This window comes from Candidatus Nitrosoglobus terrae (assembly GCF_002356115.1).
Classification (GTDB): domain Bacteria; phylum Pseudomonadota; class Gammaproteobacteria; order Nitrosococcales; family Nitrosococcaceae; genus Nitrosoglobus; species Nitrosoglobus terrae.
This window is the reverse complement of the sequence record NZ_AP014836.1, coordinates 1113962-1126907: the sequence shown is the minus strand read 5'-3', so window position 1 is coordinate 1126907 and position 12946 is coordinate 1113962. Positions and strand designations below refer to the sequence as shown.

General features: G+C 39.6%; 13 protein-coding genes. All 13 read left to right on the top strand.

Annotated elements, in window-relative coordinates; translation table 11 throughout:
* Nucleotides 1–32: 32 nt before the first annotated feature.
* Nucleotides 33–1367, top strand: a complete 1335-nt coding sequence (gene tig / locus TAO_RS05450) for a trigger factor (protein ID WP_096526974.1) — start codon at nucleotides 33–35, stop codon at nucleotides 1365–1367.
* A gap of 55 nt (nucleotides 1368–1422) precedes the next feature.
* Complete coding sequence (gene clpP, locus TAO_RS05445; protein ID WP_096526973.1) at nucleotides 1423–2037, top strand: ATP-dependent Clp endopeptidase proteolytic subunit ClpP; 615 nt, start codon at nucleotides 1423–1425, stop codon at nucleotides 2035–2037.
* Nucleotides 2038–2080: 43 nt separating this feature from the next.
* The gene (gene clpX, locus TAO_RS05440) at nucleotides 2081–3373 is read left to right on the top strand and encodes an ATP-dependent Clp protease ATP-binding subunit ClpX (RefSeq protein WP_096526972.1); all 1293 of its coding nucleotides are present in this window, start codon (nucleotides 2081–2083) and stop codon (nucleotides 3371–3373) included.
* Between the two features lie 71 nt (nucleotides 3374–3444).
* Nucleotides 3445–5886: an endopeptidase La gene (gene lon, locus TAO_RS05435; RefSeq protein ID WP_096526971.1), complete on the top strand. Its 2442-nt coding sequence runs from the start codon at nucleotides 3445–3447 to the stop codon at nucleotides 5884–5886.
* 28 nt (nucleotides 5887–5914) lie between these two features.
* Nucleotides 5915–6409 carry an SPOR domain-containing protein gene (locus TAO_RS05430; protein ID WP_172419063.1) on the top strand — a complete coding sequence of 165 codons (495 nt, stop codon included), beginning with the start codon at nucleotides 5915–5917 and terminating at the stop codon, nucleotides 6407–6409.
* A 43-nt stretch (nucleotides 6410–6452) separates the two neighbouring features.
* Nucleotides 6453–6944: a CvpA family protein gene (locus TAO_RS05425; protein WP_096526969.1), complete on the top strand. Its 492-nt coding sequence runs from the start codon at nucleotides 6453–6455 to the stop codon at nucleotides 6942–6944.
* Between the two features lie 20 nt (nucleotides 6945–6964).
* Nucleotides 6965–8476: an amidophosphoribosyltransferase gene (purF, locus tag TAO_RS05420; protein WP_096526968.1), complete on the top strand. Its 1512-nt coding sequence runs from the start codon at nucleotides 6965–6967 to the stop codon at nucleotides 8474–8476.
* A gap of 83 nt (nucleotides 8477–8559) precedes the next feature.
* Entirely contained in the window at nucleotides 8560–9036 is a 477-nt protein-coding gene (locus TAO_RS05415) for a YceD family protein (RefSeq protein ID WP_096526967.1), read from the top strand.
* 19 nt (nucleotides 9037–9055) lie between these two features.
* Nucleotides 9056–9250: a 50S ribosomal protein L32 gene (gene rpmF, locus TAO_RS05410; RefSeq protein WP_096526966.1), complete on the top strand. Its 195-nt coding sequence runs from the start codon at nucleotides 9056–9058 to the stop codon at nucleotides 9248–9250.
* 13 nt (nucleotides 9251–9263) lie between these two features.
* Nucleotides 9264–10286 carry a phosphate acyltransferase PlsX gene (gene plsX, locus TAO_RS05405; protein ID WP_096526965.1) on the top strand — a complete coding sequence of 341 codons (1023 nt, stop codon included), beginning with the start codon at nucleotides 9264–9266 and terminating at the stop codon, nucleotides 10284–10286.
* A complete protein-coding gene (locus tag TAO_RS05400; protein WP_096526964.1) occupies nucleotides 10283–11251 on the top strand; it encodes a beta-ketoacyl-ACP synthase III in 969 nt (322 codons plus the stop codon). Before plsX ends, TAO_RS05400 begins: the two co-directional genes overlap by 4 nt.
* 4 nt (nucleotides 11252–11255) lie before the next feature.
* The gene (gene fabD, locus TAO_RS05395) at nucleotides 11256–12194 is read left to right on the top strand and encodes an ACP S-malonyltransferase (protein ID WP_096526963.1); all 939 of its coding nucleotides are present in this window, start codon (nucleotides 11256–11258) and stop codon (nucleotides 12192–12194) included.
* Nucleotides 12194–12937: a 3-oxoacyl-ACP reductase FabG gene (gene fabG, locus TAO_RS05390; protein ID WP_096526962.1), complete on the top strand. Its 744-nt coding sequence runs from the start codon at nucleotides 12194–12196 to the stop codon at nucleotides 12935–12937. Before fabD ends, fabG begins: the two co-directional genes overlap by 1 nt.
* The last annotated feature ends 9 nt before the right edge of the window (nucleotides 12938–12946 follow it).

The window sequence follows — 12946 nt, the reverse complement described above, 5'->3', positions numbered from 1 at the left end:
AACTTAAAAATAAGAGATTGAGGTAATCATCTATGCGGGTTATGGTAGAGGCGACCGGAGAGTTGGAACGGCGTTTAACCATTACATTGCCGTTTGGTGACTTTGAGAGTAAAGTTCAAGAACGTCTAAAGTCTATCGCGTCACGAGTGAAACTGGATGGCTTTCGCCCTGGTAAAATTCCACATAAGGTGTTAGAGCATCGATACGGATCTACCGTACGCCAAGAAATAGTAGATGAGTTTATTCGAAATAGCTTATCGGATGCAATTAAACAGGAATCCTTACAGCTTGCTAGCTCACCACAGATTAATAAGCTATCAAAATTAGAGACGGATAAACCTTTTGAGTACACCGCAACCTTTGAAATACTACCAGATATTGAGTCTATAAATCTTGAAGGCATTAAGATTAAGCGGCCAATAGCTGAAGTAACAGATATAGATGTTAAGAATGTCTTAGAAAAAATTAGAAGCCAGCATCTAGAGTGGAAGTCGGTAGATCGTCCAGCTCAAGAAGGAGATGGCATTACAATAACTTACCACGGCACTATTAATGGCGAATCTTTCCAAGGTGGACATAGGGAGAATTTTTTCACTACCCTAGGTGAAAAGTCCATGATTGATGGGTTTGAAGAGCACTTGATAGGTGCTCAAAAGGATGAAGCACTGGCTTTTGAGGTTTATTTCCCTGATAATTATACTCATCAAGAGCTAGCAGGAAAAAAGGTTAATTTTGACGTAAAGATAATCTCTATAGCGGTGCCACATCTACCAGAGATTAATAATGATTTTGTAGAAAAACTAGGTATTAAAGATGGAGGGATAGAAACGCTTCTTCAAGAAGTTCGCTCCTCAATGGTTCAAAATTTAAAACAAAGCACCCATACTTACATTAGGGAACAAGTAATGGATGCTTTATTAGCAGTTAACCGCATTACATTGCCTTCATCTTTAGTAGAAAATGAGATAGGGCTTTTACTTGAAAGAGCTAAGGTTAATTTAAATAAGCAAGGTATTAGGGTCAAGGACTTCTCTTTAGATCGAGATCAGCTTAGGGGTCAAGCTTGTAAACGGGTAGCATTAAGTTTAATTTTAGGTGCTATCACAGAGAAGCAAGGATTTAAGATAAGTGCAGAAAAAATAAGGCAAAAAGCTACAGAGCTTACAGCTGATTATGAGAACCAAGAAGAAATTATCCGTTATGTAACTAATAATCGAGAAAAGCTTTCAGAAATTGAGGGTATTCTTTTAGAAGAGAAGATTATAAGCTGGGTATTGGATCAGGTTGAAATATTAGATGAAGTAATGGATTTTGAAGATGTAGTTAATTCTCGTTTCTTATCAATAGAAGAAAAAAACCCTAGCTAGCCAAATGTATTAAATTATTATTAGGATAATCCTTAAAAATAAATAAAGAGAACCAATAGTGGATAATTTTAATACCTTAGTTCCTATGGTTGTAGAGCAAACAGCACGGGGTGAGCGTGCTTATGATATTTACTCCAGACTGTTGAAGGAACGCGTAGTATTTTTAGTAGGGGCAGTTGAGGATCATATGGCTAATTTGGTTGTTGCCCAGTTGCTTTTTTTAGAGTCTGAAAATCCTGACAAAGATATCCATTTGTATATTAATTCCCCGGGTGGATCAGTGACTGCTGGCTTATCTATCTACGATACTATGCAATTTATTAAGCCGGATGTTAGTACTCTTTGTATTGGGCAGGCAGCAAGTATGGGGGCTGTGCTTCTGGCCGGTGGATCCCATGGGAAACGGTATTGCTTACCTCATTCGCGGTTGCTTATCCATCAGCCTTTAGGAGGGTTTCAGGGGCAGGCTACAGATATTGATATTCATGCTCGGGAAATTTTGTTAATCAGAGAACGTCTAAATGATATTTTAGCTAAACATACGGGTCAGCCTGTTGAGAAAATCCAACAAGATACTGATCGCGATTATTTTATGAGCGCCACTGAATCTGTTTCTTATGGATTAGTTGATTCAGTACTTAAACAGCGTGGTGAGATACCTATCCAGTGATAGGTTTAGGTTTTTTTACCTAGTTTACAGGAAAGACTAAACCATGAATAATGATAAACCCCGCAGAGGTGAAGATGATAAACTGCTCTACTGCTCCTTCTGTGGTAAGAGCCAGCATGAGGTGCGAAAGTTAATTGCAGGCCCCTCTGTTTTTATCTGCGACGAGTGCGTTGAGCTTTGTAATGACATCATCCGCGAAGAAATGCAAGATAGGCTCTCCTCTGTTGGTAAAGGTAGCCACCTTCCGGTGCCTCATGAAATTAGAGGTATTCTCAACCAATACGTTATCCATCAAAGCCGCGCTAAAAAAGTATTATCAGTAGCGGTGTATAACCACTATAAGCGTCTTCAGTTAGGTAAGAAAAATAGTAATAATAACGATGATGTTGAGCTATCAAAAAGCAATATTTTATTAATTGGCCCTACTGGTAGTGGTAAAACCCTTCTTGCAGAGACCTTGGCGCGTCTGCTAAATGTTCCATTTACTATTGCTGATGCAACTACACTAACAGAGGCAGGATACGTAGGTGAGGATGTAGAAAATATCATCCAGAAATTATTACAGAAGTGTGATTATGATGTTGAGAAAGCACAGACAGGCATTGTCTATATCGATGAAATAGATAAAATCTCTAGAAAATCTGATAACCCTTCTATTACAAGAGATGTTTCTGGGGAAGGTGTACAACAAGCTTTACTGAAATTGATAGAAGGAACGATTGCCTCTGTACCACCACAAGGGGGCAGGAAGCATCCACAGCAAGAATTTCTGCAGGTTAATACTGCTAATATCCTATTTATTTGCGGTGGTGCTTTCTCTGGTCTTGAAAAAATTATCCGAGATAGATCTAAAAAAGGAGGGATAGGTTTTTCTGCAGAGGTTAAGAGTATTGAAGATAAGCGAAGTATGGGAGAAATTTTACAAACTGTTGAGCCAGAAGATCTTATTAAGTACGGTTTAATTCCTGAGTTTGTAGGGCGTATGCCAGTAATTGCAACCTTAGATGAGCTTGATGAGGATGCGCTTATTCGTATTCTCGTAGAACCAAAGAATGCACTTATTAAGCAATTTTCTAAACTTTTTGAGATGGAGAGTTGTAAGGTTGAATTTCGTGAAGATGCACTACGAGCTATTGCAGTTAAAGCTATGGAACGTAAAACTGGGGCTAGGGGGTTACGTTCAATCCTTGAAAATATGCTTCTGGATACTATGTATGATCTTCCTTCGATGGATCATGTTAGTAAAGTGATTATTGATGAGAGCGTTGTTAATGGAGAGGCTGAGCCACTCCTAATTTATGAAAACCAAGAAACCAACCGTGCAATATCTGATTAGATAGTCTTATACCTATCATTGGTTCTAGGGTTATAAAAACTCTACATATTTGTATATAGAGGTTCCTTATTATGGACAAAGACGGCGTGAAAACCGATATAGATGAAATACAAGAGATTTCTATACCGGTACTACTGTTACGGGATGTCGTTGTTTATCCTTATATGGTGATTCCACTGTTTGTTGGGCGAGAGAAATCTATTAAAGCGCTTGAAATTGCGATTGAAGCTAACCAACAAATATTACTAGTGGCTCAGAAAAATCCAGCTCAAGATGATCCTCAAGTTGAAGATATTTACGGTATTGGAACTTTAGCTAATATTCTTCAGCTGCTTAAGTTACCGGATGGTACAGTTAAGGTACTGGTAGAGGGAATCAAACGGGCGCGGGTTCGACAGTATACTAATACAGAAAATTATTTCTGCGCACAATTATTTCAGTATCAAGATGCAGAAGAAGATGATCGAGAGATAGAGGTACTTACTCGATCTTTACTCAATCAATTTGAGCAATACGTTAAACTTAATAAGAAAATACCCCCCGAAGTTTTCTCTTCCCTATCAAGCATTGATGATTCAGGGCGACTAGCAGATACCATTGCAGCGCATATGGTGCTTAAAATAGAAGAGAAGCAGGCTATTTTAGAGATTGATAGCATTAAAGGACGGCTGGAGCACTTACTGGGTCTTTTAGAGTCTGAAATTGATATCCTTCAAGTAGAGAGGCGTATTCGTGGGCGCGTTAAGAGGCAAATGGAAAAGAGCCAGCGGGAGTATTATTTAAATGAGCAGATGAAAGCTATTCAGAAAGAACTGGGCGAGCTTGAGGATGCACCAAATGAGATTGAGGATATTACTAATAAGATTGAAAAATCTGGTATGCCTAAGGAGGCTAAAAATAAAGCGATAGCAGAGCTTAATAAGCTACAGATGATGTCGCCCATGTCGGCTGAAGCAACTGTAGTTCGTAACTACATCGACTGGCTAGTAAGTGTACCGTGGAAAAAACGGAATCGAGTTCGATCTAATTTAACTCAAGCAGAGGTAGTCCTTGAGATTGATCACTATGGTTTAGAAAAAGTTAAAGAGCGAATTCTGGAATATCTTGCTGTACAGCAGCGGGTTAAGCAGCTTAAAGGACCAATTTTATGTTTAGTAGGCCCACCTGGGGTAGGTAAAACTTCTATTGCCCGCTCTATTGCCAGAGCGACCAATCGTAAGTTTGTTCGCATGGCTTTAGGAGGGGTTCGCGATGAAGCTGAGATTAGAGGGCATCGTCGAACTTATATCGGATCAATGCCTGGGAAAATAATCCAAAATTTAGCTAAAAACGGTACTAAAAACCCTCTATTCTTATTAGATGAAGTTGATAAGATGGCGATGGATTTTCGTGGTGATCCTGCATCAGCTTTATTAGAGATTCTAGATCCTGAGCAGAATCATACATTCAATGATCATTATTTAGAAGTAGATTATGATCTCTCAGAGGTGATGTTTGTTACTACTGCGAATACTTTGAACATCCCAGATCCTTTACTTGATAGGATGGAGGTTATTCGAATCTCAGGTTATACCGAGGATGAAAAAGTTAGTATTGCAACTCGTTATCTTATCCCAAAATCAATTAAAGCCAATGGCCTAAGAAAGAACGAGCTAACCCTCTCAGAAGGTGCTGTAAAGGATATCATTCGTTACTATACACGAGAGTCAGGGGTTCGTAATTTAGAGAGAGAAATTTCTAAAATTTGTCGTAAGGTAGTTAAGCGGGTTCAATTAGATCCTACTATTAAAAAAGTAGCTGTAAATACTCGTAATTTAGATTCATTCTTAGGAGTTAGACGCTATCGTTTTGGACGAGCAGATGATCAGGATCGGACGGGTCAGGTAACTGGATTAGCTTGGACAGAGGTAGGAGGTGACCTGCTAACAATTGAGTCAGCAATTATGCCCGGAAAAGGTAAGGCGACTTATACTGGGCATTTGGGTGATGTTATGCGAGAGTCAATTCAGGCGGCAACCACAGTAGTACGTAACCGAGCAGAGCGGTTAGGTATCGATCCTGATTTTTATCAGAATTATGATCTGCACATTCATGTGCCAGAGGGAGCTATTCCTAAAGATGGTCCAAGTGCTGGAGTTGGTATGTGCATAGCTTTGGTATCAACCTTGACCGATATCCCAGTACGCGCTAATGTAGCGATGACGGGGGAGATTACCTTGCGCGGGGAAATACTACCTATTGGTGGGGTTAAAGAAAAATTACTTGCAGCCTTACGTGGCGGAATTGATACTGTTTTAATTCCCGAAGAAAACAGTAAAGATTTAGCTGATATCCCAAAGAATATTCAGCAAAATATTAATATTCGCCTAGTTAAATGGATTGAAGACGCGCTTGCCATTGCTTTACAGAGAATGCCAGAGGCAAAAAAAGTAGACGATGCAGCTATCGTAAATAAAAGGAAAAAAGGTTCTATAGAACGTCGAGGAAAATCAGAACCTGCAAGAGCTCATTAGTATTATTCTATAATTTTTTAATTATATTGTGATTGAGCAGAATATAAAACAACGGTTAGTCGGTGCAGCAATATTGATAAGTATAGGAGTTATTTTTATCCCTTTATTGTTACGACAGCCTGTTGGCATTCGGTTGGGTAATAATAACTCTGCAGATGTTGAGATAAGGGCAAGTAAGGAGCAAGGGTTATCTATTACTGATGTTCAGGTAGAGCACGGTAAAGAGGATTCCCAAGCACTGAATGATGGTCAAGCCAATCTAACTCAGATTTTCTCAGAAAGTGAGCGATTGATTCAAATAGGTAGCTTTTCTTATAAAAAAAATGCTCAACACTTACGTGATAAGGTAGTCTCTTTTGGTTATAAAGCATTTATAGAGACAGTACAACGTGGAACAACGATAATCTATAAGGTAAGAGTAGACGTAGGCTCTGAAGGAAATATTCAAAATTTGAAACAAAAACTAGAGCATCAATTAGGAGCTGAAACTTTAATTATCCTACCATCTGATAACTCTAGCTAAAAACAGAATTATACTTCTTTTTTATAGAAGAAAGGAGAGTAGTTTGATCTGGATAGATTATCTAATTATTGGAATTATTCTAACATCTAGCCTTGTTGGCTTAATGCGAGGATTAATAAAAGAAGTTTTATCTTTTATTGCGTGGATAGTAGCATTCTGGGTTGCTTTACATTTTTTACATCAAGCGGTTCAATGGTTCCCTAGCTCCTTTTCTATCCCCCCTTCAGTACAATTAGCAATTACCTTTTTCTTACTCTTACTAAGTACATTACTATTAGTTGCTATTGCTAATTCTTTTCTTGGCAAGCTAGTGGAAACAGCGGGATTAACAGAGGTAGATAATGTGCTGGGTGCTTTTTTTGGCCTCTTTCGAGGGGTGGCTATAGTTACAATATTAGTTTTATTTGCTGGTATGACTCCTATACCTCAGGATCCATGGTGGCAGAGCTCAAAATTACTTGGTTATTTTCAGGATCTTGCCATATGGACTCAAAGTTTTATACCTCCTGATATTGCTGAACATATCCGATTTTAAACCAAAATAGAGAGATAAGGATGTGCGGTATTATTGGTATTATTGCCGAACAAGAGGTTAATCAGGATTTATATGATGGTCTCACGATATTACAACATCGTGGGCAAGATGCTGCCGGTATAGTAACTTACGATAATGGCCGATTATATCTACGTAAAGATAATGGGCTAGTAAAAGATGTATTCCATACTCGGCATATGTTAATGCTTAAGGGTAAAATAGGGATAGGCCATGTTCGTTACCCAACTGCAGGCTGCGCTTCTTCGGCAGAGGCACAGCCGTTTTATGTTAACTCTCCTTATGGTATTACTTTTGCTCATAATGGTAATTTAATTAATTCTGAAGAATTAAAACAGGCTATTTTTCAAGCCGATAAGCGGCATATTAATACGAGTTCTGACTCTGAAGTATTGCTTAATGTTCTTGCTCATGAATTACAGCAGTTAAATAAAATACGTATGATGCCCAGCGATCTCTTCACTGCAGTAGCTCATGTACATCGTCGCTGCCGAGGAGCATACGCAGTCATCGCAATGATTGCGGGTTATGGCATATTGGCTTTTCGAGATCCTTATGGAATTCGCCCCTTAGTTTTTGGTAAGCGTGCTGGGTTAAGTAAAATAGAATATATTATTGCCTCTGAGAGCGTAGCTATTGATGCTCTTGGATATGAGTTAGTTCGTGATATAGCCCCAGGAGAGGCTATCTTTATTGATAAAAATAGCAAACTCCATACCCAGCAATGCGCTGATAGTCCGTTACATTCTCCCTGTATTTTTGAATATGTTTATTTTTCACGCCCAGATTCAATGATAGATAATGTTTCTGTACACAAATCCCGTATGCGGATGGGAGAAAAGCTTGCCCAAAAAATACTACGGGAGCGACCTGATCATGATATTGAGGTTGTTATTCCAGTCCCTGATACTAGCCGTAGTGCTGCCTTACAGCTAGCTTATGCTTTAGGGGTTGTATATCGAGAAGGGTTTATTAAGAATCGATATATTGGACGAACATTTATCATGCCTGGCCAGAGACAGAGGAAAAAATCAGTTCGCCAAAAACTTAACCCAATGGATCTGGAGTTCAAAGGTAAGAATGTATTGCTTGTTGATGATTCTATTGTGCGTGGAACTACCTCTCAGCAAATTATACAAATGGCAAGGGACGCAGGAGCTCGTAAAGTGTATTTTGCTTCTGCCTCACCTCCTGTTCGTTACCCAAATGTCTATGGTATTGATATGCCAATAGCAAGTGAGTTAGTCGCTCATGGCCGTACTGAGAAAAAGATAGCTGATATTTTAGGAGCTGATTGGTTAATTTACCAAGATTTACCTGATCTTATTGAAGCAGTTCGGAAATATAATCCGACTCTGATACGTTTTGATACTTCTTGTTTTACAGGTGATTATATAACTGGTAATGTAGGTATTGGATATCTAAGATGGTTAGAAAGCCAGCGTTCAGATAATACTAGATTTGGCCAAGATAAAGCTGATATCAATCCTATTGAAATTTACAACGCCGTATAATGTATAATAAGTTAGCTATGTCTTTAAATTTACTAAAATTTTGACAGCTATAATCTAGATCGCTAAAATTCGTAATTTCTTTCATGTTATCAAGATTGCCTGATTGTGTATTTCCTTGGCAGCTAGCGAGATCTAGGCGATCCATTGAGGGTTATGTTCCATTTTCTCAAATGCCACGATTAGCTTATGAACTTCTAGATCAAAAAGGATATGCTCAGGCTAAGTTAAAATTTGATTATGATGGAAAAGATCGCTATTTCATACAAGGCAAGATTGAAGCATGCCTAAACTTAACTTGCCAGCGCTGCTTGCATGGGTTAATGACTACTATTGATTCTATAATCCAAGTTGGGTTAATGGTAAGTTTATCAGAAATACCTTTATGGCCTGATGAGTATGAGCCTTGGATTGTAAAACCAGCAGAAACCGCTTCTTTGTGGAGTTTAGTGGAAGAAGAGCTGCTACTATCAATACCTATTGTTGCTAGACACCCGGTGGGCGAATGTACCAAAGGTGAGATTTATCAACTAGTAGAATTATATAGAAAAGAAATAAGGTAAAAATGTAAGGAGTATTAAGATGGCTGTTCAGCAAAATAGAAAAACATCATCTAAACGTGGCATGCGCCGGGCGCATGATGCGTTAAAGAATCCGTCTCTCTCAGTGGATCACTCTTCCGGAGAAACCCATCGTCGGCATCATATAACACCAGATGGTTTTTATCGTGGCAAAAAAGTACTGATAAGCAAAACTGAAACCGAAGAAGAAGACTAGGGATGATTTAGCATTGAGTGTTACTATTGCGCTAGATGCGATGGGAGGGGATTATGGACCGCAAGTAATAGTCCCTGCTGCAATTAAGGTACTATCTGAAGTAGATGGTGTGAAATTGATTTTAACGGGAGATCAAGATCAGTTACATGATTTAATAAAGAAGCATCATGGAGTATTAGGCTGCCGCTTATCTATTCAGCATGCTTCACAAAAAGTTGAGATGGATGAGGCTCCTTCTCAAGCTTTACGTATTAAAAAAGACTCTTCAATGCGGGTAGCGATTAACTTGATTAAAACAGGAGAGGCTAATGCTTGCGTAAGCGCAGGCAATACTGGAGCCTTAATGGCAATTGCTCGTTTTGTGCTTAAAACCCTTCCTGGAATTGATCGACCCGCCATTATTTCTGCTTTACCTACGATTCGTGGCCATTGCTACTTATTGGATCTAGGAGCTAATGTAGATTCTAGCGCTGAAAATTTATACCAGTTTGCTTTAATGGGATCAGTATTAGCTAATGCTATTGATAATATCCCTGATCCTTCTATAGGTTTGCTAAATATTGGATCTGAAATTATAAAAGGTAATGAACGAGTTAAGCAAGCAGATCGCATATTATCCCATAGCCATTTAAATTACGCTGGATTTGTAGAGGGAGATGATATTTACGAGGGCAAAGTTGATATAGTTGTCTGTGATGGTTTTGTTGGTAATGTAGCGCTTAAATCAAGTGAAGGAGTGGCTAGACTAGTGCAGCATTACCTGCAGGAGTCTTTTCAGCAAAGTATCTTTACTCGCTTAATAGGGTTGCTAGTTTTGCCTGTACTTAAAAACTTTAGACAACAAATGGATCCTCGTCGCTATAATGGGGCTAATTTAGTTGGGCTTAATGGAGTGGTTATTAAAAGTCATGGGAGAGCAGATATTACCGCTTTTGCACATGCCATTCATATTGCAATTATTGAAACACGCAAGAATGTGCCAAAGCATATTAGCGCTTATCTGGAGCCGTGGTTAGTAGAGGGGCAGGTTGTTTGAGCTACGCTCGTATCATAGGAACCGGAGGATTTCTTCCGGAAAAGGTACTTACAAATGCTGATTTAGAGCAGATGGTGGATACCTCTGATGAATGGATTACTAAGCGAACAGGGATCAAAAAACGACATGTGGCCGACTCGGAACAAACAACTTGCGATCTTGCTGAAATCGCAGCCCGAAATGCTATAGACGCTGCAGGTATTCAGGCTCGGGAAATTGAATTAATTATAGTCGCCACCACTACACCTAATCGGGTGTTTCCGAGTACAGCTTGCTTGCTTCAACAGCGGCTAGGAGTTAATGGACCTGCGGCTTTTGATATTCAAGCAGTTTGCACAGGCTTTATTTATGGGTTAAGCATAGCAGAGAAATTTATCCGCACTGGAAGCGTTAAAACTGCTTTAGTAGTTGGTGCTGAGGTTTTTTCTCGTATTATTGATTGGAGTGATCGTACCACTTGTGTACTTTTTGGTGACGGTGCTGGAGCAGTGATACTTCAAGCTAGCTCAGAGCCAGGAATACTGTCAACTCACCTTCATGCTGATGGTAGTTATCAGCACCTATTAACCGTACCTGCAGGTATTTCTGAATCCTATGACGTGCTTAAGCAAGGAACTGCTTTTGTTCAGATGCAAGGAAGTGAAGTTTTCAAGGTGGCAGTCCGCACTTTAGAGAAAATTGTTGAGGAAACTTTAGCAGCTAATAATATGAGTCAAGAACAAATAGATTGGCTGATTCCTCACCAAGCTAATATTAGAATCATTACGGCAACAGCGAAAAAGTTAAATCTTTCTATGGATCGGGTGATTGTTACTGTCGATTCTCATGGAAATACTTCTGCGGCTTCAGTCCCATTAGCGCTTGACATTGCTATTCGCGATGGGCGTATTAAACGAGGAGATACGCTTTTTCTTGAAGCTTTTGGTGGTGGCTTTACTTGGGGTTCTGCATTATTAATATATTGAATAGATGGGTAAATTAGCTTTTTTATTCCCTGGGCAAGGCTCACAAGCGATGGGTATGCTAGCGAACCTAGCTGAGACTCACCCTAAGGTACGGGAGACCTTTATCCAAGCCTCTACTGTTTTGGGATATGATTTGTGGCAATTAGCACAAGAGGGCCCAAAAGATAGTTTAAATCAAACTGATCGCACCCAGCCCGCGATGTTAACAGCAGGTACAGCTATTTGGCTATCTTGGCGGGCTATGGGTGGAAAGGTTCCAGATTTTATGGCAGGGCACAGTTTAGGAGAATATACTGCTTGGGTTTGCGCTGGAGCTTTTGGATTTAGGGCAACTGTAGCGTTAGTTGCAGACAGAGCCCGTTATATGCTGGAGGCTGTGCCTCAAAATGAAGGAGCAATGGTCGCCATCCTTGGTCTTTCAGATGAGATCGTTAAAAATATTTGCCAACAAGCCTCTCAGGATCAAATTGTAGAAGCTGCTAATTTTAATGCTCCTGGCCAAGTGGTTATTGCTGGTCATGTTAGTGCTATTAACCGAGCTGTGGAATATGCTTGTAGAGCGGGAGCTAAAACTGTAACTCTTCCAGTGAGTGTCCCTGCTCACTGTAGCCTTATGAAGCCAGCAGCCGTAAGGCTTAATCAACGTTTATCAGAGTTTGCAATTGAAGCGCCTATTATTCCAGTAGTAAATAATGTTGATGTAGCTATTAATAGTGATCCCAATACTATTCGTAGTGCCTTGGTGCGCCAACTAGATCATCCTGTTCGTTGGGTTGAAACCTTATTATGGCTAAAGTCCCAAGGGGTAGATACGATGATTGAATGTGGTCCTGGAAAGGTATTAACTGGGCTTACTAGAAGAATTGAAAAAAACATAGTAATACTGCCAGTCTATGATCAAGATAGCCTTGATAAGGCGTTAAAGATAACTGGAGAGATGTAATGGGATTGGATGGAAAAATAGCACTAGTTACTGGTGCTAGTCGAGGTATTGGCCGAGCTACTGCTACAGCACTTGCTGATCGAGGGGCAATAATTGCTGGAACGGCTACCTCAAAAGCTGGTGCAGATGAGATAACTAACTTTCTTGCTGATTCTGGCTACTCAGGTAAGGGTATCGTACTAGATGTTGCTGAGAAATCTTCAATTGATTTAGCACTAGCTAATATCTTAGACCATTTAGGTCATCCTGCTATTTTAGTGAATAATGCGGGTATCACTCGTGATAATTTACTAATACGAATGAAGGATGAGGAGTGGGAAGCTATATTAAATACTAATCTTACCTCGATCTATCATCTTTCAAAAAAATGCCTTAAAAATATGCTCAAATCTTATTGGGGGCGTATTATTAATATTACCTCTGTAACGGGTGTAATGGGAAATGCTGGGCAAACCAATTATGCAGCAGCAAAAGCTGGGATGATTGGTTTTACTAAAGCCCTTGCTCGAGAGGTTGGATCCCGTGGAATCACTGTAAATGCTGTAGCTCCCGGTTTTATTGACACGGATATGACTCGTATTTTAGATAATGATCAGCGAGAAAATTTACTAAGCCATATCCCACTTAATCGATTAGGTAAAGTAGAAGAAATTGCTGCCGTAGTTGCATTTCTTGCAAGCCCAGAATCAGGCTACATCACGGGAGAAACTTTACATGTCAATGGCGGACTCTATATGAATTAGATTTGTAAT